Origin of the sequence: Hymenobacter terrenus (assembly GCF_000972495.1) — a bacterium.
Classification (GTDB): domain Bacteria; phylum Bacteroidota; class Bacteroidia; order Cytophagales; family Hymenobacteraceae; genus Hymenobacter; species Hymenobacter terrenus.
In genome coordinates, this window is record NZ_LATM01000001.1 from 372,163 (window position 1) to 397,928 (window position 25,766).

19 protein-coding genes are annotated in these 25,766 nt (G+C 57.1%); 9 read left to right on the top strand and 10 right to left on the bottom strand.

Annotated elements, in window-relative coordinates; genetic code table 11:
- Positions 1 to 195 precede the first annotated feature (195 nt).
- From pdxH to WX88_RS01635, 5 genes are all read left to right on the top strand, one after another.
- Positions 196 to 846, top strand: a complete 651-nt coding sequence (pdxH, locus tag WX88_RS01615) for a pyridoxamine 5'-phosphate oxidase (RefSeq protein ID WP_046242538.1) — start codon at positions 196 to 198, stop codon at positions 844 to 846.
- Between the two features lie 35 nt (positions 847 to 881).
- The gene (locus WX88_RS01620) at positions 882 to 2,225 is read left to right on the top strand and encodes a DUF1015 domain-containing protein (RefSeq protein ID WP_316932301.1); all 1,344 of its coding nucleotides are present in this window, start codon (positions 882 to 884) and stop codon (positions 2,223 to 2,225) included.
- Positions 2,222 to 2,803 carry a Maf family protein gene (locus WX88_RS01625; protein ID WP_046242540.1) on the top strand — a complete coding sequence of 194 codons (582 nt, stop codon included), beginning with the start codon at positions 2,222 to 2,224 and terminating at the stop codon, positions 2,801 to 2,803. The genes WX88_RS01620 and WX88_RS01625 overlap by 4 nt, the downstream gene beginning before the upstream one ends.
- A gap of 381 nt (positions 2,804 to 3,184) precedes the next feature.
- The gene (locus tag WX88_RS01630) at positions 3,185 to 4,615 is read left to right on the top strand and encodes a hypothetical protein (protein ID WP_156175895.1); all 1,431 of its coding nucleotides are present in this window, start codon (positions 3,185 to 3,187) and stop codon (positions 4,613 to 4,615) included.
- A 67-nt stretch (positions 4,616 to 4,682) separates the two neighbouring features.
- Positions 4,683 to 6,413 (top strand): hypothetical protein, encoded by a 1,731-nt coding sequence (locus WX88_RS01635; RefSeq protein WP_046242542.1) that lies wholly within the window; start codon positions 4,683 to 4,685, stop codon positions 6,411 to 6,413.
- An 8-nt stretch (positions 6,414 to 6,421) separates the two neighbouring features.
- Here the strand turns inward: WX88_RS01635 and WX88_RS01640 are convergent, their stop codons facing one another.
- The 6 genes from WX88_RS01640 to sdaAB form a co-directional block, all read right to left on the bottom strand.
- Positions 6,422 to 6,850: an EamA family transporter gene (locus WX88_RS01640; protein ID WP_046242543.1), complete on the bottom strand. Its 429-nt coding sequence runs from the start codon at positions 6,848 to 6,850 to the stop codon at positions 6,422 to 6,424.
- A 211-nt stretch (positions 6,851 to 7,061) separates the two neighbouring features.
- The gene (locus WX88_RS29830) at positions 7,062 to 8,015 is read right to left on the bottom strand and encodes a hypothetical protein (RefSeq protein ID WP_156175897.1); all 954 of its coding nucleotides are present in this window, start codon (positions 8,013 to 8,015) and stop codon (positions 7,062 to 7,064) included.
- A gap of 232 nt (positions 8,016 to 8,247) precedes the next feature.
- The gene (locus WX88_RS01645) at positions 8,248 to 9,237 is read right to left on the bottom strand and encodes an NAD(P)H-dependent glycerol-3-phosphate dehydrogenase (RefSeq protein WP_082115779.1); all 990 of its coding nucleotides are present in this window, start codon (positions 9,235 to 9,237) and stop codon (positions 8,248 to 8,250) included.
- A gap of 137 nt (positions 9,238 to 9,374) precedes the next feature.
- Positions 9,375 to 10,781, bottom strand: a complete 1,407-nt coding sequence (locus WX88_RS01650) for an efflux RND transporter periplasmic adaptor subunit (RefSeq protein WP_046242544.1) — start codon at positions 10,779 to 10,781, stop codon at positions 9,375 to 9,377.
- A gap of 119 nt (positions 10,782 to 10,900) precedes the next feature.
- The gene (locus tag WX88_RS01655) at positions 10,901 to 12,439 is read right to left on the bottom strand and encodes a TolC family protein (RefSeq protein WP_197076634.1); all 1,539 of its coding nucleotides are present in this window, start codon (positions 12,437 to 12,439) and stop codon (positions 10,901 to 10,903) included.
- An 82-nt stretch (positions 12,440 to 12,521) separates the two neighbouring features.
- The gene (gene sdaAB / locus WX88_RS01660) at positions 12,522 to 13,202 is read right to left on the bottom strand and encodes an L-serine ammonia-lyase, iron-sulfur-dependent subunit beta (RefSeq protein WP_046242546.1); all 681 of its coding nucleotides are present in this window, start codon (positions 13,200 to 13,202) and stop codon (positions 12,522 to 12,524) included.
- Positions 13,203 to 13,474: 272 nt separating this feature from the next.
- On the opposite strand from sdaAB, the gene WX88_RS01665 reads away from it, so the two are divergent.
- The 3 genes from WX88_RS01665 to WX88_RS01680 all read left to right on the top strand — a co-directional run bounded on the left by WX88_RS01665 (position 13,475) and on the right by WX88_RS01680 (position 16,254).
- Positions 13,475 to 14,461, top strand: coding sequence for a tryptophan 2,3-dioxygenase family protein (locus tag WX88_RS01665; RefSeq protein ID WP_046242547.1), 987 nt, complete (start codon positions 13,475 to 13,477; stop codon positions 14,459 to 14,461).
- A 330-nt stretch (positions 14,462 to 14,791) separates the two neighbouring features.
- On the top strand, positions 14,792 to 15,490 hold the full coding sequence (locus WX88_RS27060) for a tetratricopeptide repeat protein (RefSeq protein WP_052732237.1): 699 nt from the start codon (positions 14,792 to 14,794) through the stop codon (positions 15,488 to 15,490).
- 473 nt (positions 15,491 to 15,963) lie between these two features.
- Positions 15,964 to 16,254, top strand: coding sequence for a hypothetical protein (locus tag WX88_RS01680; protein ID WP_046242549.1), 291 nt, complete (start codon positions 15,964 to 15,966; stop codon positions 16,252 to 16,254).
- 362 nt (positions 16,255 to 16,616) lie between these two features.
- Here WX88_RS01680 and WX88_RS01690 read toward each other — a convergent pair whose 3' ends face one another.
- Positions 16,617 to 17,888, bottom strand: a complete 1,272-nt coding sequence (locus WX88_RS01690; protein ID WP_231590599.1) for an MFS transporter — start codon at positions 17,886 to 17,888, stop codon at positions 16,617 to 16,619.
- A gap of 389 nt (positions 17,889 to 18,277) precedes the next feature.
- Between WX88_RS01690 and WX88_RS01695 the strand changes: the two genes are divergently transcribed.
- The gene (locus WX88_RS01695) at positions 18,278 to 19,861 is read left to right on the top strand and encodes an NAD(P)/FAD-dependent oxidoreductase (protein ID WP_046242552.1); all 1,584 of its coding nucleotides are present in this window, start codon (positions 18,278 to 18,280) and stop codon (positions 19,859 to 19,861) included.
- Positions 19,862 to 20,074: 213 nt separating this feature from the next.
- Here the strand turns inward: WX88_RS01695 and WX88_RS01700 are convergent, their stop codons facing one another.
- The 3 genes from WX88_RS01700 to WX88_RS01710 all read right to left on the bottom strand — a co-directional run bounded on the left by WX88_RS01700 (position 20,075) and on the right by WX88_RS01710 (position 25,761).
- Positions 20,075 to 22,516: an outer membrane beta-barrel protein gene (locus tag WX88_RS01700; RefSeq protein WP_046242553.1), complete on the bottom strand. Its 2,442-nt coding sequence runs from the start codon at positions 22,514 to 22,516 to the stop codon at positions 20,075 to 20,077.
- Positions 22,517 to 22,671: 155 nt separating this feature from the next.
- Complete coding sequence (locus tag WX88_RS01705) at positions 22,672 to 25,065, bottom strand: FtsX-like permease family protein (protein ID WP_046242554.1); 2,394 nt, start codon at positions 25,063 to 25,065, stop codon at positions 22,672 to 22,674.
- Between the two features lie 9 nt (positions 25,066 to 25,074).
- Positions 25,075 to 25,761: an ABC transporter ATP-binding protein gene (locus WX88_RS01710; protein WP_046242555.1), complete on the bottom strand. Its 687-nt coding sequence runs from the start codon at positions 25,759 to 25,761 to the stop codon at positions 25,075 to 25,077.
- Positions 25,762 to 25,766 lie beyond the last annotated feature (5 nt).

Below are 25,766 nucleotides of genomic sequence, written 5' to 3' on the forward strand. Positions count from 1 at the left end.
AGCAGCCTTTAAGCACCACCGCATAGCTGCCTTGCGTGTGTTGTTACTTTGTGCCAGCAAGACAGTTTTAACCAGCCATTCTTTACAAAAGACTACTGCTTGCTAAAAAATGTTCCTTCCGGCCGGAGCTCCTGCCCCGAGAAATCAAACTCACTGCCTTTATTACTGGCTCATCGTTATCTGCTCGTTGAAAAAATGACCGACCCACACCTTGCTGACTTGCGCAAAACCTACGCCCAGCGCACCCTTTCCGAGGCCGACGTGCTACCCGATGCTATGCAGCAGTTTCGGGTGTGGCTTGACGAAGCTCTTGCTGCCCAACTCGACGAACCCACGGCTCTAACACTGAGCACAGTGGCAGCCAGTGGGCAGCCTTCGTCCCGCGTAGTGCTCCTGAAGGGCTTACCCGACGATGCGGGCTTCTTATTTTACACCAACTATGACTCGCGGAAAGGACATGAGCTGACGGCGCAACCCTTAGCAGCCATCAGCTTTTTTTGGCCGGGCCTGGAGCGGCAGGTTCGGGTGGAGGGCCGGGTGGAAAAAGCTCCGGAAACCATGTCTACTGAATATTTTCAGAGCCGGCCGCGCAGCAGTCAGCTGGGTGCCTGGGCTTCACCCCAAAGCCAAATAATTGGCAGCCGCGAGGAGCTGGAAGCCCGCGAAGCCGAAGTGGCCAGCACGTTTGGTGCCCAAGACCCGCTGCCACGCCCACCGCACTGGGGCGGCTACATTTTACGGCCCCACCGAGTAGAATTCTGGCAGGGCCGCCCGAGCCGCCTGCACGACCGGATTGTGTACGAACTAGAAGACAACGCTTGGTGGCGCAGTCGATTGGCTCCGTGAAGTCATTTTTTATTTAATAATCATACAATTATCATTTGTCTAATAGAATTTTGGCTGAAATTCAACCCATTCGCGGCTGGCGATACAACCCGACGCTCAGCGCGGATATTGATAATTATGTGTCGCCATTATTTGATGTAGTGTCGGCGAAGCAGCGGGAGGCGCTGTACCGCAATCCGCTCAACTCCATTCACCTATCGGTGCCCCAGACTAATGACCCGGCGGGTGCGGCCCTGGCGCGGCTGCGCGAATGGCAAGCCAGTGGGGTATTGCGACAGGATGAATTGCCGGGCATCTACGCCTACTATCAGTACTTTCGGCTGACGGGCAGCACCCGCGAATACTGCCGCAAGGGCTTCATGTGCCACATTTGGGCCTATGATTGGGACGAGGATGTGGTGCTGCGCCACGAGAATACCCTGCCGGCCTCGGTGAATGACCGGGCTGAACTGCTGGCCCGGACGCAGTTCCAAACCAGCGCCACGCACGGCCTGTACCGCGACGAGGATTTCGAGTTGGAAACCTACCTGGACGAGGCCATGCGCTCGCCGCTGTATGAGACGGAGGAAGATTACCAGGGCGCCCGCGATGTGCTGGCCGTGATTCAGGACGCGGCCATAATCCGGCGGTTTCAGCAAGTATTGAGCGCCCGGCAGGTGATTCTGGCCGATGGCCACCACCGCTACGAAGGCTCCCTGGCTTACCGGCAGGCGCGCGAGCTGGCGGCCAATGGCACGGCCACCGGACGTGAACCGTGGAACTATCACCTCATATACCTGACCAATGCAGCGGCCGACGACCTGCGCATTCTGCCCACCCACCGCCTGCTACTAGAGCTACCCGGCGGCTTGAGTGACGCCGAGCTGCTGGCCCGGTTAGTCCCATATTTCACCGTGCTGCCGCAGGAAGATGCCACTTACCTGCCCGAAATAATTGCTGGCAAGCGCTGGGCTTTTGGGCTGTACCTGAATGGGCAGGCGTATAAAATTCGCTTGCGGGCGGAGGCCCATCACTTGCTGGATTGGGAAACGACCGAGGAAGTGAAGACGCTGGATTTGACAGTCCTACACTTTTTCGTTTTGGAAAGAGCACTGGGCATCATTGGCCCCGACGCACAACGGACGTGGCAAGGCGTGACGTACGTCCGCAATTTTGCCGAATGCCTGCAACGCGTCGACCGCGGCGAGGCCCGGGCAGCCTTCATCGTCAACGAAGTGAGCATGGCCGAAGTGGAAGCCGTGTGCCACTCCGGGGCCGTGATGCCGCCCAAGTCGACGTTTTTTTACCCCAAAACCATTGGGGGCTTCCTGTTCAGCAGTATTGCCGATGAGGAAGCAGGCAATTTATTCGCCGAGTATTTTCAAGACCTTCCTTCGTGAAACTCATCTTAGCCTCCAATTCGCCTCGCCGACGCCAACTCCTCACCGACCTGGGCCTAGCCTATGAAATCCGTCTGCTGGAAGTTGATGAAGACTTTCCCGACCACTTGCGCCGGGCAGAGGTAGCCGAATACCTGGCCGCTCACAAAGCGGCCGCCTACGTGGCTACCCTGGTGCCCGACGAAGTAGTGCTTACGGCCGATACCATCGTATGCCTGGACGACGATGTGCTTAACAAGCCCGCCAACGTGGCGGAAGCGACCGACATGCTCACCCGCCTGCAGGGCCGCGCCCACGACGTGTTTACGGCCGTTTGCCTGCGTTGCGGCGATGGCCGCCAGGTGGTATTTTCGGACCAGACCACGGTGCATTTCCGGTCGCTTAGTCCGACCGAAATCAGCCACTACATCGCCACTGCCCAGCCTTTCGACAAGGCTGGGGCCTATGGCGCGCAAGACTGGATTGGAATGGTTGGCATCGACCGGCTCGAAGGCTCGTATTTCACCGTGATGGGGCTACCTACTCACCGCGTATGGGTGGAGCTGGAAAAGCTGGGTGCCTTGCCCGCCCGCGGATAAGTGGCCGGGAGCGAGGTCGTAAATCCACCAGCGGTAACCTGTTCCGTGGCTAACCCGGATGAGGGAATAAATAGCTACCTACTTTTCGTAGGGGCAATCTGTATACTATTCACCAGCGCAGGACTGGGTCTGCTGTTTGCGACTAAGTCCTATAACCAGATACTCATCCTAGGCACCCTCCCCTATCACGAAGACGGTTTTGTTAGGCTAGCATTGGCACTCACGCCGGCCCGGTATAGCTGGCTACTTGTGCTATTGGCGAGCGGAGCCCTCGTGGGCCTAAGCGTAGTAATCATCCTACAGCGTGCGTGGCAACCCCTTGGCGGGCTAAGATTGGAGCTTCGCTATGGTTGGCAGCGGCTTAGTCAGTGGTGGCAGCGGTTGCCTGCATCTTCCCAAACCGTGGCTGTTGGGGCGGTGCTGCTGCTGCTGCTGGCTCGCACCTGGTATGTGGCTTATTACCCGCTGGGAACCGACGAGGTGGCTTCGTACGACTATTTCGTAGCGCATGGCCCAATAGCAATCAGCTGCTTCTACCCTATTCCTAACAACCACATTTTCTACAATTTCCTGGCCTGGCCGCTGGCACAAGTGGGGTTGTCGCCGCGGCTCGTTATGCGGTTGCCGACACTGGTGCTGGGCACCATTGGCACAGTGGCGGGCTACATACTACTGGCGCGGCTCACGGGTCTGCGACTGGCTACGCTCGTCACAGGCCTAGTGGGAATGGCACCGCTATGGCTGTATTACGCGGCCGTGGGACGGGGGTATTTCGTGCAGTTCTGCCTGCTGCAACTAGGTTTGTTCGCGGTGGTTGAGCTGCTGCGGCCTGCGTCTGGCTACATCCGGCTGAGCTGGCTGACTTTCATAACGAGTAGTATTCTGGGGCTTTATACCATCCCCACGTATGCTTATCCTCTGGCGGGGCTGGTCCTGGGTTTGGGGGCGGGGCTACTGCTTCAAGGGTGTAGGCACCGTATGGGTGAATTACTGTTAGCTGGACTCATCATTCTGGTGGTTACCTCGCTGCTGTATGCGCCAGTAGTAGCCGTGTCGGGCTGGCGGCAGCTGGTTTCGAACCGCTACGTGGTGGCCAAGACTTCTGCCGAATTCTGGAACACATACCGAGCGGTGCTCTACGAAAGAGCGGCAGAGCTATTTGGCCCTTCGCCCCGCTATAGCGGGCCGGCTTGGCTGGCCGGGACACTGCTGGGTGGCTTGGCAGTGCGCCGCTGGGTGATGACGGGAACCCGGCAAACGCTAGGGTTGCTGACCTGGACGCTGCTGGCGCTGCCTTTGCTGCTGATGGCCGCGCAGCGGGTGTATGCGCCCACTCGGTTACTACTTTATACTACGTTCCTGGGGTATTTGCTGGGCGCGCTTTTAGTGGTTCGGCTGCCCGTTCGGCGCATATTGCCCGTTCGGACGTGGTGGCCACTTATCGTGTTGGCAGTTATCGGGATTGGCGGAATCCGGCTCTATCAGCAGCGACTACAGATTAAGGCCTCCCAGCACGAGACGCTACAGTTTGAACAAGCCTACCAATGGCTGGAAACGCAGGCCACCGAGAAGGGCCCACCGGCAGAGGTATGGCTGCAAGCGCCGCTGCACGAATTATTTTTTGCGCACTACCTCCAACTGGCAAAAACACGGCACCTGACATTGCACGCAGCCCCTGGCGCGGCTCCGGAAGCAGGTTTTGACTTTCTCGTTATCGGCCACCAGCATCCGCCCAGCACTCAGCCTCCCCCCGCACCTTACCACCCCGTTTACCGCGATGAGTTGGTGACCATCTACGCTCCCAAACGCTAATTTTGGGCCGCCCAAACCTGCTTTGCCAATGCCGCCAGTTCGTTTTGTTACTCTGTCTGCCTGCCTGATGCTAGCGGCTTGCACTGGATACGCAGCATTGGTTCTTGGTTCCGCTACCTGGGCCGAAGCCCGGGCACTCGACCACATTTTCCCGTTTTACCCCTGGCACATCCGGCCCTTCACGGCCGCAGATCTGGCAACTTTGCGCACCGAAATGAGCCGGGGAGCTTGGCTGCTAGCCAGCCTATCCGTGGGGCTGAGCCTGTTGCCAACCAGCCGATTAGAATTCAGCAAGCTGGGGGGCGAGCTTGGTCAATCCTGGAATGGGCTGTTTGCTGGCTTGGTCCAATTAACTCCTAAGCAGCGGCGGCAGGCACTGGCGGTATTCACAGTGCTCACTGCTTTGCGACTGCACTTCAGCATCGCCAATCCCGAGTATGACGACGCTGTTTCTTACGAAGTGTTCGTGAGCAAAGGCCTGCTCGCCACCAGCGCCTATTATCCCATCCCCAACAACCACGTGTTCTCGAACACCATCAGCCTGTTGTTCTACCAGCTGAGCACAGGCTTCTGGTGGAGCATGCGGCTGCCGGTGCTGCTAGTTAGCACCGTGGCCACGCTTTTTCTATTTGCAGCCTTGCTCAGACGTGCAGGATTCCGCGTCGCGGCCGTGACTACTACACTGTTTAGCTGGTTGCAGCTTAGCCTCTACCATGCGGGAGTTGGCCGAGGGTATTGGCTAGTGATACTGCTGGCTGGTATCATATTTTTCAGCATGTTGGCCTCGGCAACCGGAAACCGACCGCGAGCGGCCTGGTTCGGCCTGGTGCTAGCGGGTGTGGTGGGGTGCTACACCGTGCCCACTTTTGTTTACGTGCTGGCGTCTACTTTTTCCTGGCTGGCGTGGGCCTTCATAAGGCGAGGACAATGGGGGCAATTGGGTGGGCTAGCAGCCCTAGCAGGCCTCATTGGCTTGGCGGCAACCACCCTCTACGCCCCGCTCCTATTTATCTCGGGGTTCGATAAGTTCACGGGTAATGGCTACGTGGCGGCCCTTGAGCCCACTACTTTTTGGGCGGGTTTGCCGTCTTACATCTGGCACAACGAAGGATTTCTGGCGGGCCAGCGCACTTTGGGTGGCCTCATTACGGTACCTGTGCTGCTATTATTGGGATGGCTGGTACAATTGGGCAGGACCGGCCGGCTACCTACCCGCCAAGCGCAGCTATTGCAACACCTAGCAGAACCCGCGCTCTGGTTCGTGGCGCTACCTTACGCAATTATCTTCGTGCAACGGGTATTCCCACCGGAGCGCGTGCTGCTCTACAAAGCGTTTTTCTTCTTTATTATCGCCGGCATCGTAGTGGATTGGCTACTCCAGCAGTGGCCCACGCACCGCTGGCTCCGTCCGTCGTTGACCATTGCAACGGGGCTGTTCGCCATTTACCAAACCTTTACTGTGGTACGTGTGAACCCAGCCGCACGCGGTACCAATGCCGCTTACCACGCCGGTCTGCAGTGGCTGGCGACCCAGCCGCCTGGCCCCACACTCATCCCAGAGCCCACCCACAATCTGTTCTTCCGATTCTACGCCCATTCTCAAATGCAGCAGCGTTCTTGGCAGATTGATAATGACCAGCAAGGCAACACCCGTTACGCCTACGTGGTGGCTTTCCCCAACAAGCGTGGCTTTTTCCAGCCTCTTTTCAACTTCCCACCCGCGTATCACAATCAGGAAGTTGATATCTATAAAGTACCCAAAAGTTACCACCTAGACACCAAGCCATGGCGGCACTAGTACTTGCCTTAATGCCCGCGGGCCAGCACCGCAATGCCTACCACAATCAGCAGCAAGCCGCCGACCTGCGCTACCGTCAGAGCTTCGCGCAGCACCACTAGCCCCAGAATAGCCGTGAGCAGCACCGACCCACCCACGATTATGGGCGTGCCCAGCGAAACCGGCAGCCCACGCTGATAAACCACGAAGGTTAGTATCTCAGCCAAGCCAACACCTAACCCAGCCAGCACCGCCAGCCCCAGCCCCTTACCACTCACTGGCAAAGGCTGCCCCTGCAGTTTCAACCGAAGCAGCCACACGCCTCCTAGCGCAGCCGCGACTAACTGTAGCACCACCGCGCCCACGGCCGGAGGCACATGATTGGCGGCTAGCTTAATGAAGAAATTATAGAGCGCCAGGCAGAGTGCCGTGACCAGAGCAAGAGGCAGCCAAGTCATTGCGTCAGACCAATTTTGTAATCAGCTACCTCAATCGTTCTTTCCAGAAGGTAGATGTTGCAGTCGTGCTAGGAAGGTTATTAAGTAGCTGCTATCGTAGTACTCGATACTTGAACGTATTAAGATTAGATAAGGCTGCAAATCACATAAAAAAGTGGTTCCGCAATGAATGCGGAACCACGTTTAGCAATGACAAAACTATCATCGCTTTTTACCACAAATTAGTACCTTGTATTACGTATGGTTGACTTTGATATCCTGATACGTACGAAGTAATTGTACCACCAAGTGCGAAATCCCAACCAAATTGTGATTGGTCATAACCAGCAACTTCTCGGGCGGAGATAGTAAGTTCCACATCACTATTTGAGACGTTATTGTACTGCACGGAGGCAGAAGGCTGTGCGCTAAGGCCAAAAGGAGTGTAAATACTAACCGGACCGCCTAGACTAACAATTACTTGACGAGAATCACCAGCAACTTTCCACCTATCTCTGGAGCGATACTCCAGCTTTGCGGAAAAAACAAGTGCTGCATAGTAGTTAGGAAAATCTGTTAATTGCTGAGTATAAGAATAAATTTCGTAAATAATTTTCCGTCGGGACCCGCAATTACCGGCTAGACAAAAATCATATTGATATAGACCGTCACGTGAAGAGTTAGAACCAATAGTTCTTTCAGCAATGCGAGACTTAACGCAACCAGCCTCAAATGACTTATGAACTACATTCTGACCGGATTGAGCGAGCACCAGGTCTGTTAGATTATTGAATTCATGCATCTTATGAGCATGATACCAGTATAACTTTTCGCCTACCTGATAAACCCCCTGTTTGTTGATGACTGCTGAGATGAAGCCAGGGAAACGGAATTCTTCCTTGAGAGCAACCTCATTGTCATTAACACCAGCACGTAACGAAGAAAATTTCATCGTCTTCTCCCAACGAGCTAAATCTTCGGGCGAATTAAACTTCAATGACTCTAATGTGCGAACATAAGAATCAGAGTCTTTAAATACCAGACGTCCATCAATAGTCTGCACGTCTGCTGATTTGTTGGCAGCAATAGGAGATAATTCCGTTTCCTTTTTTGAACAGGAAGATAGGCCCCCAACCACTGAGCAAGTTAGTATTAAGGTAGCAATACCCAACTTAGTTTTCATCATAAGCGCCACATTTTATACGAAACGTGGACAAAACTTTAAGTGTGTGAACAAGCACAAATCTATTACCCTGAATTAGGACAAACCAAATAATATTTGAATGTATAAATCAATTAGCTTCTTACTAGCACATTAAAAGTCTATTAGTCTAGCTAAGTTGCAATGTTCATAAAGTACACGTATAAAAGAAAATTACTAAACAATAGTTCACTTATTTTTCGAGTGAAATAAATACTTACCGTAACTGCTCCTTCAACAACTCCATCTCTACCTGCGGGGCCACTTTTTCATACAGCACCCGATAAGCAGCACTGGTAATAGGCATATGCACTTTCAGCTTTTTATTCAACTCGAAAATGCTTTTCACCGCGTAGTATCCTTCTGCTATCATATTCATTTCCAACTGAGCCGATTTCACGGAATAGCCGCGGCCCACCATGCTCCCGAATGTGCGGTTGCGCGAAAATTGTGAATACGCCGTCACCAGCAGGTCGCCGAGGTAGGCGGAGGCGGACAGGTCGCGCGGCTGGGGACTAATGACTTGTAGAAAACGACGGATTTCCTGCACTGCATTGCTCACCAGCACGGCCAGGAAATTGTCGCCATAGCCCACGCCGTGGGCGATGCCGCCGGTAAGGGCAATAATGTTTTTCATCACCGCGCAATACTCAATTCCGTCGAGGTCGGCCGCTGGATGGGCACGCACGTAGCGATTGCGCAGCAACTCGCAAAACCCCAGCGCCAGTCCGGCATCAGGCGAGCCGATGGTGAGGTAGCTCTGTTTTTCCAGGGCTACTTCCTCAGCGTGACACGGCCCGGCGATGACGCCCAACTGGTGCCGCCCTAGCCGAAACCGCTCGGCCACATAATCGGTCACCAGCTGGTTTTTGCCGGGAATCATGCCCTTGATGGCCGAAACAACTTTCTTGTATTTCAGTGCGTCGCGGTCCAGCTTTTCCAGCACGGGCTGCACGAAGGCGGCAGGCACAGCCAGCACCAGCCAATCAGCCTCCTCAATAGCATCTTCCAGGTCGGCGGTGGGGTATACGAGGTTTAGGTCGAACTGCACGGCCGAGAGATAACGTGGATTATGGCGGGTGCGCAGCAGATGCTGCACGTCATCTTTTGCGCGCAGCCACCAGTCCACGCGGGAGCCGTTTTCGCTGAGAATTTTGGTGAGTGCGGTGGCCCAGGAACCACCGCCAAGCATGGCTACTTTTTCCAAATTGGTGGGAATTGTTGGTTAGAGAAACCAAGAACGTCATGCGGAGCTTGCCGAAGCACCTTTACCGCAATAATTATTTGCGCAGTAAAGAAGCTCTGGCAAGCTCCACATGACGTTCCATCCAATATGCCAAGGGCTTACTTATCCGCCTCGGGCTCTTCCTTCATCGCTTCTTTATTTAGCGATTTAGCGTCCTTGACTTCAACCAGCGCGCCATCCTTAAGGGTTTTGGCCACGGCACGAAACGGGCCGCTCACAACCTGGTCGCCGGCCTGCACACCGCTTAGCACCTCAATACTCTGGAAGTCGCTGATGCCGGTTTTCACGGGCGTCATCACTGCCTTGCCGTTTTTAATCACGAACACCACCTCCTGAATCTCGGGTTTGGGCGCCGCAGCGGGGTCGGTAGGAACTGCACTGCCTTTGCGGTTCGAGCGAGCCGACGAGCCGCTCTGGTTATCACCTTTCGCCACCGTCGAATCAGAACGGGTAGTTACGGCTGCCAGCGGCACGCTCAACACCCCCGATCTACGGTCGGTAATGATGTCGACCGAGGCCGTCATGCCGGGGCGGAATGGCACGATGGTGCGGCGCTTCACGGTGCGCAGCAGGTGCTTGTAGCTCTCGGGAAGCAGGCGAATACGCACCTCAAACTCCGTCACGGCTTCGGCCGTCAGGGCGTCTTTGGCCGTGTTGGCGATATTGGTCACGAGGCCCCGAAACTTCTCGTCCCGGCTGCTGTAGGCATCCACTTCGACCTCCACCGAATCGCCGATGTTCACGTTATTCACATCGTTCTCATTCACGTTCACGCGCACCTCCATATTGTTGAGGTTAGCAATGCGCATGATTTCTGTGCCGGCCATTTGGGTAGTGCCCACTACCCGCTCGCCCTTCTTCACGTTGAGCTTACTGACCGTGCCATTTACCGGAGCGTAGATAGTGGTTTTATTGAGGTTTTTGCGGGCCTCTTCCAACGAGGCCGAGGCGGCGCCCACGGTGCTTTGCGCGGCGCGAATTTGCTGGCGGGCGCTGTTTATTTCTTCTTGCGAAGCGTTGTAAGCCGCCTGGCTGGCCTCGTAATCAGCCTGCGAAATCACCTTCTGCTTGTAGAGTGAGGCATTGCGGCGGTAGGTCAGCTCGGTTTGCTTGGCATTGGCCAGCAGCTGCTGAAGGCGGGCCTGGGCCTGCCCTACGTTGGCGCGTTGGGTACCGACCTGCGCACTCTGCAGCTCTACCTGGGCCTGGTAGTTATCGGGCCGGATGCGCAGCAGCAACTGCCCCTTGCGCACCGAATCACCCTCTTGCACATACAGCTCGATGATTTCGCCGGATACGTCAGGCGAGATTTTCACTTCGGTTTCGGGCTGCACCTTGCCCGAGGCACTCACCTTCTCTACAATATTGGCTGGGCCGGCTTTAGCCATGAGCACCTCCACACCGGACGGCTTGCCCACCCACCCTTGTTTTTTGGCCACGGTGTAGCCTACCAACAGCACCACCACCAGGCCAATGAGAATGAAGAGTAAACGGTTATTTTTCATTTAAACAAGTAACAATGAACATTTAAACAATTTTTCTTCAACAGCTAATAGTCAGCACTCAACAAATGCAGTCGGATGTAACCGCACTTGTCAAGTGGCAATTGCTAATTGCTGAATAACTACAGTGCCAGTGGCTTACCCTGGTAGAAGTCGAGGACTTTGCGACGGAAAAAAAACTCATATTTAGCCTGAATCATATCCGACTGCGCTGCCGTGAGATTATTGCGGGCCTGGTTAAAATCGGTACCGTTGAGCAAACCGTTATTGAAGCGAATTTCGGCGTTGCGGAAGGCCAGCGCCAAGGCATCTACCTGGCGAGAGCTGGCTGCGAAACGGCGCTGAGCCGCCAGCGCGTCAGCGAAGCTTTGCTGAATGGTTTGGCGCAATTGAAGCTTGACTTGCTCGGCCTGTAGCGTTGCTTGCTGAATGCTGACCTGGGCCTGCTGCACGCCCACACGGGTTTGCAGCCCATTCAGAATAGGAACGTTGAGAGTAAATTGCAGGAACTCACCGCGGTTATCCGACAGCTGGTCCAGGAACTTGTAGGGGAGTCTATCAAAAGACGGCTGTGGCAGCACGTAAATTGAAGGTGAGTAACCGGTTGGTACCGTTGGGTCGGGCTGAAACACGGGCGTCAGCGTAAACCTGTCCGTATTCAATACCTGCTGGCTACGTACCGACGAAAAGCCGGTCGAAACCCCACCCGCCAGGGTCAGCCTGGGGTAATAGCCCCCGCGGGCAATGTCGAGCCCCCGCTGGGCACTGAGCACGCGCAAGTCGGCGGCCTTGATTTCGGGTAGGCGTTGGCGGGCCTGCTCGAAGGTGGCATTCGGGTCTAGGGCGTCGGCAGTAGCCGTAAGGGTAGTGGGGTCGGGCAACGTAGGCACTACTACCTCGAAGCGGCTGGCGCTGGCCGGGTCCAGGTTGAGCTGTTGTACCAGCGTCAGCTGAGCTAGGGCGAGCTGGTTTTGGGCCGTCACCAAGGTCCGCTCCTCACTGGCTAGCTGGGCGCGGATATCAAGTAAATTGCCTTCGGCCACGGCCCCGGCTTTCAACAATTTTTCGCTGCGAACTACTTGCTCGCGGATGGTACTTATCCGAGCCTCAGAGGCTCGAATAAGCTCCTGGGCCAATAGCAATTGCAGGAATGACGAGGCCACGTTCAACGACAAATCGTTACGGGCCTTTTCAATGTCGACCCGCGCCGCCTGAGCATTCAGCATCCCCTGCCGCACGGTATTGCGCAGCTGAAAGCCCGAAAACAATGTCACTTGGCCCGAAGCCGAGAAGTTATTGGAGCGCACGTTTACGGCCTGAAACTGGTTCGTCAGCGGGTCTCTGTTGGTGCCAAAGTTAAAACTCTGGTTGCCCGTGAAGCCAGCCGTGGGCAGCAGAGCGGCCCGGTTGAGGCGCTGAGTGGCCTCTTGCTGCTGAGCCGTCAACTCGCTGGCCCGCACGGTCAGATTGTGGGCCAGGGCGTAGTCTACGGCCGCTTGCAGGGTCCAGGGACCAGTGGGCGCAGCCTGAGCGGGCGTCCCCAAAGCGGCGGCCGGGGGAGGTACGGGATTTTGGCCCTGGGCGACGGTAGTCATTGTCAGCACGACTCCGGCCAATGCCAGCGGCCGAAAGTGTAATGCAGTAATCGTCTTTCGTTTCATCTCGCAGAAATTGAGGCGTTGGTTACTCAGGGAAGAATCATAGTAATCGTTGGGCAGCGCCATTTATTACATAGTCAGCTCCCTATTCGAGCGTCGGAATGTAAGTGATGTGCTGCACCCAGCTCAGCTGACGCAGATAAGTCAGTGTTATTTCCTTTATTGGGCTGTCCATTTCGATAAACTGCCGGGCCGCGTCATTACGGCCCTTCCGGCTCACAAACATGGTAGCGATGTTGCACTCGTCGTGGGCAATGACGGAGGCAATGAAGGCAATGGAGCCGGGCACGTCGTGCGCGTCGATGATGAGTGTGTGCAGCGCCCCCGAAAAGTCGGCCGGAAACCCATCGACCTCCACAATGCGAATCACGCCGCCGCCCCGGCTCTGTCCTACCACCTCCACGCGGTGGCCGGTGGCCCCGTCGAGCAAATTTACCTTAATGGTATTGGGGTGCATGGTCGAGGCGTTGCCCACACTCTGAAACGTGTACTTCAAACCAGCCTCCGCGGCATGGTCGAAAGCTGTGCGAATGCGCGTGTCGTCGGGGGCGTAGCCGAGCAGGCCCGCCACGATGGCGCGGTCGGAGCCGTGGCCCTCGTAGGTACGGGCGAAGGAATTATAAAAGGTGACGACGGCCTCGGTAGGGACGGCACCCAAAATGCGGATGGCAGCCCGGGCGATGCGCACCACCCCGGCCGTGTGCGATGAGCTGGGCCCAATCATCACGGGCCCAATCATATCAAAAATGCTGGATTTTTCGGCCATGGGCTTGCGCCGTCGATAGGGTTACGACGCTAAAAGTAGTGGATTGTGCCCATACCGGGCAGTTTATGTGATTTGGTTGAGCAACAAAAATTGTAAAATTCATTGCTCTTCCTGGCTTTCAGACCGGGAATTATCGGCAAAGATGCTGCGCAACCATTTTAGTTGCGAGTTAGTAGGCAAGGCGCCTAAACCCGCCCCTTGAAACCTGGGTATTTTGTCGATATTTGTTCCAGCCCCACCCAGCTAATTCTTCACTCATTGTCCTCTTTTACATGTCAACCCCTCCCACCCAGGATGAGTTTTCGCCGGCCGTTTTAGCGCAGCTCCGCCGGCTTCAGGATAAGTACGCGCCCGACGGCCAAGACCTCGCCGCCTACCTCGAAGGTCTCTACCACGCCAAGTATATCAACTACTGGGACTATATTGAACTCGACACGCTGCTCTCGCTCCAACGGCCCCTCACTAACCTTCCCGACGAGCGAATTTTCATCATGTACCATCAGATTTCGGAGCTATACTTCAAGCTCTGCCTCTGCGAGTACGAGCAAATCGGCGACCTTCAGCACCCCACGCTGGGAGAAATAGTGCTACGCCTGGGCCGCATCAACCGCTACTTCGACAATCTCATCGATTCATTCGATGTGATGGTCGACGGCATGGACAAGCAGCAGTTCCTCGATTTCCGCATGGCCCTGATGCCCGCCTCGGGCTTTCAGTCGGTGCAATACCGAATGATAGAAATTGCCAGCACCAGCCTCGAAAACCTCACTGATGAGGCCAAGCGCCAAGCCCTGGGCGAGGCCTCGGCCCACGACTATGACCAGCTGCTGGGCTGCATCTACTGGAAAGCCGGGGCCACCGTAGAGGCCAGCGGCGCCAAGGCGCTTACGCTAATCGAGTTTGAGCGCAAGTACACGGCCGAACTCGTGCGCCACGCCGAGGCATTTCACCACCGCAACGTGTGGTCGGTGGTGCAGCGCCTGCCCGAGGAAGACCGGCAGCACCCCCGTCTGCTGCGCGCCATGCGCCAGCTCGATGTGAGCGTGAACGTGAACTGGCCGCTGATGCACTTTAAGTCGGCGGTGCGCTACCTGCAACGCAACCCTACTGATGTGGCCGCCACGGGAGGCACCAACTGGCGCAGCTACCTGCCCCCCAAGTTCCAGCGCCGCATCTTCTACCCTCAGCTCTGGACCGCTCAAGAACTGGAGGACTGGGGCAAGGGCTGGGTCGAACAGGTGCTGGATGAGGGCAGGTAGCTGTAAAAAGCAGTTTTCAGATCGCAAACCAGACGCGTCAGATAGGAATCTGTTGGCGGGGGCTTCCAGCCTTTCTTTTGTTAAACCAATAAATTTTTCGGTACGCATGAGAAAGCGCCGGCTGGTCCTTGCTTCCCTGACTTTCCTGTGCTCGTGCTTGCTGGCTTGTACTGCAAAGGCGCAGGTAGTCCGCGATGGCAGCATTAATCTGCTTCCGATGTACGGCGGCGCACGAAAAAGCCGGGTCCTACGCAAAGCAGATGAACAGTTTTTAACCGCTTGCGACCAGCTATTCCCCAATCGACAAGCCGCGGCGAAATTTCGGTACGCATGAGAAAGCGCCGGCTGGTCCTTGCTTCCCTGACTTTCCTGTGCTCGTGCTTGCTGGCTTGTACTGCAAAGGCGCAGGTAGTCCGCGATGGCAGCATTAATCTGCTTCCGATGTACGGCGGCGCACGAAAAAGCCGGGTCCTACGCAAAGCAGATGAACAGTTTTTAACCGCTTGCGACCAGCTATTCCCCAATCGACAAGCCGCGGCGAAATATTACGCTGGCAAAGGGTGGGAGTGTATACGAAAAGATGACTTTAACACGGCTATAAAGCGGCTTAACCAAGCATGGCTGTTGGATAGCACCAATGCTACTGCCTATTGGGGTTTTGGCGCTGTGGCCGGAGCACGCGAAGAGTTTATCGCATCCCTACACTATTTCAAACTGACTCGGAAATACGACCCTACCAACCTGAAAGTACTACTTGATATCAGCCAAACGCTCTTACTGCGCTTTGAGCGGAACAAGCAGGCCTCTGACTTGGAAGATGCTGTCAACGCCATTCAACTGTTCCTAACTACTTCGCATGATGCTTTGGAAAACTTTCAAGCTTATGAAAAACTAGCTATTGTATACTTTCTCAAGCATGACTACCTCAATGCCTGGAAGTACGTGGACTTAGCCGCTGCACTACAACCTATCGCGGTACAAACCTGGGAATTGTTGCCAGAGCTAGAGCGAGCCGCTCCCCGGAAATAGTTTTATTGAAGACCCCAGTGGCATACACGAAAGAGGCCGCTTCCAGTAGGGATGATTTGAACTGCCGACTAGGGCGACATCAGTCCCTCGATCATAACCTTCCAGATAAGGCGCCGTTCAACCAAGCGCCCTCCGGGGTGCTTGTTCTCAACTCACCAAAACCCACCCAAGAACATGCGAGAGAGCCATTCGCTCGAAGATGTGCTGAACACGCTGCGGAAGAAGTTCGCCTTCTGTTAGACCGTAGTGCTAATCGCCGCGGCCGATAGCCAACTAAGCGAAAGCACCTTTGTGCCTGAGCCCCGACGACAGCGACTTTCTGCTGTAGTTCAGCAACAAGCTCGGGCTGAATCCGGAAGAAGTGATGACCATTGCTGACAACCCGGGCATGCTCATTGTCCCAAAAAGCCGGCCGGCGTACTGAAAGTCAGCTTCTCCGTTAATTCGTTACTTGGAATTTTACCGCCCCCGCCATGACCCACTCCGACCAACAAACCATCGACATCACCCTCAACCAACTGCGGGCCGTACATACCAACATGGGCAGCTTGTGGGACGCCGACACCATGGCCACCTTTTACTACAGCGTGCTCAGCGGCACCGTGGCCCGCAACGGCCCGGAGGTGGCCCAGGCCATTGGCAACATGATAAGCGAGGTATTCGACAACGCGGCCAGGGCGCACGCCAACCTGGGCAGCCTTACCAATGGCCTGCCTCCTAATGAGAGCGGCCGCACACACTCCGACGAACCCACGCGGCGGTAAGAACGACCTGTTCGTTGACCGCTAGGCGGGTGGCCGAGGCAAGGACAATGACGCTACAAGTGCAGGGTCGCTAGCTTGGTTTGGCGAGCGCCCTAGCACGCTTGCCGAGCCTTCTAAACCAGTGCGGCGGTCGGGGACCGAGGCGGTGGTTGAAAACGTTGCCCCGCGAGTTTATCACCTACCAAACCCTGCAAGGCGTAGCCGATATGCTACCAGCCGAGCAGTTTGCCCGGGTGCATAAGTACTTTCTCATTTACGAGCGGCTAAACCATCGGGCAGAGCTGCACGTCAAATCGACGAGCCCAAGTGATGCGAGAAGCTCCAGCAGTATTCAAGCCGTGGCTACGAATTTGTGAAGCGGCTTATTCCGCCATATGGCCTTGTTCGGCCCGGGTCTCCCCCATTCGCCAGTACACCAGCAACGAGAGCAGCGCGCAGCCCGTCACGTACCAGTAGAACCACTCTTCCAACCCCTGGTCTTTGGCAAATAGGGCCACGTACTCGGCCGTACCGCCGAAAATGGCCACCGTGAGCGCAAACGGCAGCCCCACTCCCAGCGCCCGGATTTCGGTGGGAAACAGCTCCGCCTTCACTACGGCGCTGATGGAAGTGTAGCCACTCACCACGAACAGAGCCGCGATGAGCAGGCCCGCCGCCACCCAGGGATTGTGCGTCTGGGCCAGCATCCGCAGCAGTGGCACGGTGCCCAACGTAGCCCCAATACCGAACATCAGCAGCACCGGCCGGCGCCCAACTTTGTCGGAAAGGGCACCCAGCAGCGGCTGAAACAGCAACGCCACGGCCATTACCCCAAATGAAATAAGGGTGGCCTGCTCCTTCGTAAAGCCAGCCGTATTGACCAGGAATTTCTGGGCATAGGTCGTGAACGTGTAGAAGGCCAGGGTGCCGCCCAGCGTGAGGCCCACTACCGTGAACACGGCGCGAGGATGCTGCATCAGGACGCGCATCTGGCCCGGCACTGGGGCGTGGCCCTTGTCTATTGCCGCCGTTGCCACGCTCTGCTTATGCTGCTTAAAGGCGGCCGTCTCGCCCATGTGCGTACGCAGATATAGCGCGCCCCACGCCGCCAGCGCCCCGATAACGAACGGTACCCGCCAACCCCAACCGTCCAGTTGCGCGGGCGTGAGCACCTGCTGCAACCCCAGCTGAACCACCAAAGCCAGCAGCTGCCCACCCATCAGGGTGAGGTACTGAAAGCTGGACCAGAAGCCCCGATGCCGGACCCCGGCCATCTCGCTGAGGTAGGTGGCCGAAGTACCATACTCGCCGCCCACACTGATGCCCTGCACCAGCCGGGCCAGCAGCAACAAGGCTGGTGCCAGCACCCCAATACGGGCATAGCCCGGCGTGGCCGCAATCAGCACTGAGCCCCCGGCCATCAGGCGCACCGAAAGCAACAGGGCGGCGCGGCGACCGTGGCGGTCGGCATAGGCACCCAGTAGCCAGGCTCCAAATGGCCGCATCAGAAAGCCCACCGCAAAAATGGCCGCCGTATTCAGCAGCTGCGCCGTGAAGTTGCCTTTGGGAAAGAACACTGGGGCGAAGTACAGCGCGAAAGCTGAGTAAGCATACCAATCGTACCACTCTACCAGATTGCCAATGGAACCGCTCACGATAGAGCGTAATCGAGAAACAGGGGCGGGAAGAACCGGAGTAGTCATGCAAAAAGGAAACGAGTTGCGGCTAGGTGGTGTCTGTGTACGGCAAAGCTAGAAATGCGACAAATGGCGGTGAGATACACTTTCGTCAGGTCAAGATTGAGAGTTGAGATCTGCTAGTTGCGTTTAACTTTTACAGGCAACGTTGTACTGTTCACAGCTACCTCTCACGAAGCGACGTGACACCTTTGATGGGAAAACATGCTCCGATTATCTTGGCTGAGCCGGCCGAGTTTTGCTCATCACCGTTGCTCTTAACTTTGCGGCCTGAGTATTAACAGGTGTTTTCGCTTACCTCATTTTGGGATAATTACCTAAAGGATAACTACCTTTCATTTACACAAATGTTAAAACAAGAAATTGAGCTTCTCCTTTCCCCCGAAGAAGCATTTGACGAGCTAACTCGGTATGAGGCCATTTTGCGTCAGGCCGGTATTCAACCTGGCATGGCTGATTTTGTGCATTTACGGCGTCGTTCTATTGATGCACGTGGTCGACAACCACTCGTCCGCCTGCGCGCCGATGTTTATCGTACAGCGCCACCACGGGACTTGTTTGGGCCATGGTTTGTTTATCCAAATGTGAAATCATCTTCCCGCAAAATCCTTGTAGTTGGAGCAGGCCCGGCAGGGTTATTCGCGGCGTTGCGCTGCATAGAACTTGGCTTGAAACCCATCGTGTTAGAGCGGGGTCGCGACGTACGCGCCAGGCGGCGAGACCTTGCGGCCATCAACAAAGAGCAATTCGTTAATCCTGATTCTAACTACTGCTTCGGGGAGGGCGGCGCGGGCACCTACTCCGACGGTAAGCTGTATACCCGTGCCACCAAGCGCGGCGACGTGGGCCGGGTCCTGCGCCGGCTGGTGCAGCACGGAGCCACACCCGATATTCTGGTGGATGCCCACCCCCACATTGGCACCAACAAATTGCCAGCCGTGGTGCAGGCCCTCCGCGAGGCCATCATCGAAGCCGGTGGTGAAGTCCGTTTTGATACCCGGGTGGTCGACCTCGTGCTGGAAAACAACCGACTGCGCGGAGTTGTCACGGCCTCTGGCGAAGCCCTAGAAGCCGAGGCCACGATTCTGGCCACCGGCCACTCGGCCCGCGACATTTATGAACTGCTGCACCAACGAGGAGTCCTCATCGAAGCCAAGCCCTTTGCCTTGGGCGTACGCGTGGAACATCCTCAGTCCCTCATTGACCAAGCCCAGTACCGCCGGGCCGAACGGGGGCTACTCCCGGCGGCCTCCTACGCGCTGGTGCATCAAACGGAAGTGCGCGGGCAGCAGCGGGGCGTGTTTTCATTTTGCATGTGCCCCGGTGGCTTCATCGTGCCAGCCGCCACGGCGCCGGGCGAAGTGGTAGTGAATGGCATGTCGCCGAGCCGCCGCGACTCCCGCTTCGCTAATTCCGGCATCGTGGCAGCCGTGGAGCTGGACGACCTGGACCTGAAGCAGCACGGCCCCCTGGCGGGCCTGCATTTTCAGCAAGCCCTGGAACAGCGGGCCTGCCAGGCGGCCGGTGGCACCCAGCGCGCCCCGGCTCAGCTCCTAGGCGACTTTCTCAAGAACAAGACTTCGGCCAGCCTGCTCGAAACTTCGTACCAGCCGGGTCTGGTGCCCACGCGCATGGACGAGGTGCTCGGTCCCGTTCTGGCCGAGCGCCTACGGCAAGGCTTCCGCGACTTCGGCCGGAAGATACCGGGCTATGCTACCAACGCCGCTCAGATTGTGGGAGTAGAAAGCCGAACGTCGGCACCGGTGCGCATCCCCCGCGACAAAGACACCTTGCAGCACCCCGTGGTGACGGGGCTATTTCCCTGCGGTGAGGGCGCGGGCTACGCGGGTGGCATCGTATCGGCCGCCATGGACGGCGAGCGGTGCGCGGAAGCAGTTCTTACAACGCTGGCGACAGCGAATGGTAAGTAGGTAAACCAGTGGGGCTGGATGCCAACCCTAAACTGGTCATCAGAAATCTTTACGTGTGGGGAGAGCGGCCACTCCATATGGGTCGAACGCCGTTCTCCCCGTACGCCTCAACTGGGGCTGGTATTGCACGCTCATGCTGTAAGCTCATTATATATTCTTCCGAAGTGAAGTACTACTTCTAATTTATAGGACAATCAACCAGAGCTGAGCCTCCTACCGGGCGCGACTTTCTTCTTCGCTGCTGCCCGACGGTTGGCTCTTGCGACTGAAGGTGGACTGACCAAAGCTGTACGTGAACCGTAGCGTGGCCTGGCGGGAGTTGCGCCGCTGAATGATGTCGATGTCGATGTTCTGGAATTGGGTGGCAAACCGTTCGCGGTAGGTGTTGAAGATGTCGCTCACGTTGAGCTGCACGTTGCCGCGCTTCTGTAGCACGTTTTTCTGCAGGCCCAGCGATACCGTGCTGTTACCATAGACATTATATATATCGGAGGTGGTCGGTGAAGAGTAATCGTATTTCACTTCCAGGCTGAAGTCTTTGGGGAGCGAGAAGCTCTGGCTACCATTGAAGGTGAACTGCCAGCCCTGGGTGTCGATGGTGCCCCCGTTGGGATAGTCCGATTTGGTTTGCAGACGTACTACCTGGGCATAATGCTGGGTTTTCCACCAAGAGGTTAGTGTGAGCGGGGCCGTCACATCGAACCAGTATTGCTGCTGCTCCCCGAGGTTGAAGCGCGTGTAGCGAATCACTTTGGTTTGGTCGTTTTGCAGGGGAATTTGTACAAACACGTCCTTATCGAGCACGTAATTCAGGCTAAAGAGCAGCGCTTTGTGCGTGTAAGTAAGGTTAGTGGTATTGTGCGTTACTGGCAGCAGAAACGGGTTTCCCTCGATATAACTGTAGTAGTCGGTATAGAGAGGAGCCGGATTGAGGTCGCCAAAGGCGGGCCGCGCCATTTTGCGGGAGAAACTGAGGTCGATGCTGTTCTGTTCGTTCAGCTTCTGCTGCAGCTTCAGGCTGGGCAGCCAGCGGAAATACTGCCGGTTGACGGTCTGGTTGAGCGTCAGGGAATTTCCGCGGGCACTAGTGTTCTCGACCCGCAGGCCAGCTTCCAGCTGCGTATTGCCCCAGGTCTGGCTCGTCTGCACATAAGCAGCCGTAATCTGTTCTTTGTAGCGGAAGCGGTTGCTGCGCGAAGCATCGTACACGTAGTCGCCGGTGGCGGCATCGCCCGCACGCAGCGAATCGTTGCGGACGTCGTTGGCCGAGCGGGTAAATACCAGCTTGGTGCCCAGCTCCAGCTTGCCGGTGCTGCCCCACGCCCGGCTGTAGTCGGCCCGCAGCGAGCGGATGGTGATGTCGGTGGCGAACTGGCCCGCCAGCACAAACGGCGCCCGGATAGCGGCCCCCTCAGTAGTGCGAAAATCATTCTGCAGCAAACTCCGGCTGGGCGTGCTGTAGGTGGCGTAGTCGGCAAAGGCCAGTAGCTTGTCGCCCCGGCTGTTGAGCGTACCAATATAGTTGAGGTCGAAGGCGACGTTATCGGTCCGGGAGGTAGTCGTGCCCAGTACATCCAGCAGCGTCCTATCGGGCTGGGCGGCTCCGGGGGCTACATTGTCCTGCTCGGTTTGGCCGCGCTGGCGGCGGTTAGCTGGTGAGCGGTTGCCCTTAATGAAGACCCCAAGCTGGTGGTTTTGCGTGAGCAGGTAATCAGCCGAAAACTGGTACGACAAGGGCTTGCTGACGAACGTGAAGTCGCTGCTGCTATTGAAGCGCGTTGCAGCCTCCGCTGTACGCACATTGCGCAGATTGAGATTCGTAAGATAGCCTGCATAACGCTGGTAGCCGAGTTGGCCGTAGTAGGCCCAGCGTTTTGTTTTGTAGGTGGCGCTGCCGCCGGCCTGCCCGCCATTCTGGCGTTTGTTGCGGCTGTAGGCGCTGTACAGGCTTCCTTTCCAGCCCAGCGTTTTGCTGCGCTTGAGCTTGATGTTGATGACGGCCCGCGTTTCGCCATCGAACTGCGCCGACGCATTATTGATTACCTCAACCTGCTCAATGTCGTCGGCTTGCAGGTTGCGCAGCTCCTCGGCCGTCATCGGCTGCTGCTTGCCGTCGATATACACCACCGGTGCATAACGCCCGTTGACGCTGATGGCGCCCTCCTGATTCACGATCAGGCCCGGCGCCCGGCTGAGTACATCCAGGGCACTGGTGGCTACTTTAAACAAGGGATTCGACACGTTCAGCACGGTCTTGCCCATGGTGTGCTCAATGGCGGGCTTTTCTCCGGTCACCAGTACTTCACCCAAGGCTTGGCTTGAAGCCGCCAGGACCAGCGGCCCCAAATCGGTAGCTTGCTGGTGGGCCGCCACGGCCAGCGGAGCGCTGGTGTAGGTGGCAAAACCCATGGCCATGATGCGGACCCGGTAGCGGCCGGTGGGCGGGGCCGTGACCGCAAACGTGCCGGTGGTATCGGTGGTACCCGCCTTAACCAGGCTGGAGTCGGCCGCAGCCAGCAGTAGCACAGTGGCGAATGGAACTGGCTGTTGATTGGCTTCGGTAACCCGGCCTTTGAAGAGGTGAGTGCCCGGTGTCTGGGCAGTGGTGGCGAGGGTAACAAGGGTGAAAAGCAGCGTGCACCAGGCAAATTTCATGACAGACGATTGAGAGCGGTAATTGGTCTGCCAAAGAGGTGCTAATGCTGTGCCTCTTTATTAATCACTTTGCCTACAATCATTTACCCAAAATATAATTATTGAAAAGTGCTCGAAAACGAACACCTGATGCTCGGAAGCGAGCAGTCGGAACACTATTTGGCGCGCAACGCCCGCGCCGGATTCGCCAGCGAGGCCCTGAGCGCGAGGTGGCCGATGGTAACTAGCGTGATGGCGGCAGTAGCAGCCAGCCCAACCAAAAACAACCACGGATTGAGCTCCACATGGATGGCGTACTGATTGAGCCACTGCTGCATAAGCCAGCCACTAAGCGGCGCCGCCACGGCAAAGGCCACCCCAATCAGCAGAGCAAATTCCCGCATGAACGCCCCAATAATCTGAGCAGGCTGGGCGCCAAACACCCGACGGATACCAATTTCCCGCGCACGCCGTTCCGCCAGAAACGCAATGAGCCCATACAAGCCCATACACCCAATGGCAAGGGCGACGCCACTCGCCAGCCGAACAATGGTCAGCTGCTGTTGCTCCTCTTTGTAAAATTGAGTCACCGTTCCTTCCACCGGGGTCACGTCGAACGAATCGTTGGGAAAATACCGGTCCCATATGCGTTTAGCCGCCGGCGGTAGCTCGCCGGCTAACCGAGGCGACAGCTTGATGAGCAGCGTCCGATACCACCCGCGCTCGGTAAAGAGCACCGCCGGGCGGGGCGCTTCCCGGAAGCCATCGAGTTGCCAGTCGCGCACCACGCCTAGAATGGGCCCAGTGAGCCATTTAGTGGCTCTTATCCTTAGTCGGTGGCCCAGCACCTGGGACATGCTGCCCAATCGGAGCTGCCGGGCGACTGATTCGTTAATCAAGAAGCCACGGGTGGTATCACTTTCCGGTAGTTTTTCCCCAGCAATGAGATGTAGACCTGCGACAGAAACGTATTGCGCATCAGCAGCTAGGAGTACGACAAAGAAGGACTCCGAGCGGGGGCGGTTGTCACACGTAACATAGTTTGTGCTCCAGGTGGTGGACGCCGGGGGATGGTGACAAAAGCTAACCTCCGTAATACCAGGCACCTGCGATAGTTCGGCCCGCAACTGCGGCAGGTTGGTTTTGGTAGGGTTCGACACGGGCAGCGCTAGCTGATGAGCTGATTCGAAACCAGCCCCGGCTTTTAGCCAAAAGGACACTTGCTGAAACATAACCAGCACGGCGAAAATAAACCCTTGGCACAGGGCTAATTGGAGCACAACCAACGCCCGCCGCACCGACAGCCCCCCGAAGGTGCGGGTGGCCGCCTGGCCCTTCAACACTTGGGCGGGCCGGAAACCCGCCAGCATCCGGCCGGGGTACCAGCCACCGCCGATGGTAATGACGGCCACCATCGCAGCTAGAAAAGCCCAGGCCGGCCCATCGAGCCGAAGCGGAACGGGCGTGTCGATCCATCCGCGCAGCCAGGGCAGGACCGTGTAAGCCAGTATCAATGCAACGCCCGCCGCGCTTAGCGTCAATAGGGCGGTTTCTACCATAAACTGCCCGAACACCTGTTGGCTGGTGGCTCCGATAGTTCGCCGCACGCCGATTTCCCGCCCTCGCCCCAGCGCTTGTGCCGTGGCCATGTTAATAAAGTTAACGCAGGCCATCAGGATGAGCAACACCCCAATCAAGAGCAGTACTTGCAGGGTAGTCTGGCTGATGGTGCCCCCGTAGTGCTCCGAAAAATGTGCGTCGCGCAAGGGCAGCACCTGGTACCGAAACTTGCTCAGGCTGGCCGGGTGGTGGGCGCGGTGCAGCACGGTCAGGGCTTGGCTTAGCCGGGTGGGCGTGACACCGGGGGGCAGCAGCACCCACGCATGCGTCTCCCCACTGATGCCGTCCCAGGTAGTCAGGGCAGTGCCCGCGTGCCCGTAGTGATGCAGCGTGGCATAGGAAATAAAAAGCTCGTAGCGCTGGTCGGTATTTAAGGAGATGTCATCTAGTAATCCCGTTACCGTCAACTCAATTTTATTATTCAGACGCAGGCAGCGGCCAATGGGGTTGGCTGAACCAAAGTATTTGTGCGCCAGCCGGCGGGTCAGTACAGCGGAAAACGGGCGGCTCAATACTTTTTCGGCAGTACCAACCCGCCAGTGGTAAGCCAGAATGGTAAAATAGCCGGGCTCGACAAAAGCCACGGCTTCCGGCTCGGTGTACTTAGCGCCCGCCTGCCCGGTTGACTCTATCACCCGAATAAGTTGGTTGCTCTGCCCGATACTCATGGCAACTTCTGATAACCAGGGCTCAGCTTGGCGCAGTGCCGGACCAACAGCTGTCGGAATACCTGGCGAGTAATCGACCTTCCCAAAGTGTATCTCCGTCACCAGGCGGCAGATGCGCTCGGCGTGGGGGTGGTAGGTATCGAAGCTCTGGTGAAACCGCACCAGCCAGTACAACAGCAGGCAGCAGGCCAGGGCCAAGCCCAGGCCCAGCACGTTCAGCCCCGTGTAGAACGGGTGTCGGCGGAGCGTGCGCAGGGCATAGCTTAGGTGCGGCGGCAGCATGGCCCGGAATTAATGCGTGGTGAGGAGCACCTCGCCGTCGTAGAGGCGCACGGTGCGGTGTGCGTAGCGGGCGTCCTGCTCGGAGTGCGTGGCCATGACGACGGTCATGCCCGCCGCATTTAGATCGGCCAGCAGCCGCATTACTGCTTCGCCATTCACGGAGTCGAGGTTGCCGGTGGGCTCGTCGGCCAGCAGCAGCCGGGGGCCGCCGACCACCGCCCGGGCAATGGCGGCGCGCTGCTGCTGCCCGCCGGAAAGCTGCCCCGGCCGATGGTAGCAGCGGTGCATGAGTTGCAGGCGCTCCAACACCGCCTCGACCCGCTGCTTCCGCTCCGGGGCCGCCACGTTGCCATAGACCAGCGGCATCTCGACGTTCTGGTACACGGTCAGCTCGTCAATTAGGTTAAAGTCCTGAAAAATAAAGCCCACGCGCGGCTGCCGGAACAGGTCACGCTGCCGCTCACTGAAGTGCGTTACATTGGTGCCTTCAAACAAGTACTGGCCACGGTCAATGGTATCGAGCAGGCCCAGCACGTTGAGCAGCGTGGATTTGCCGCAGCCCGACGGCCCCATAACGGCCACAAAGTCGCCGGCGGCCACGTGCAGGCTTACGTCTTGCAGCGCGGGCGTTTCCACGGCTCCAGCAAACCAGCCCCCGGGGCGGTATACCTTCTGAACGTTGTGTAACTCAATCAAAGGAG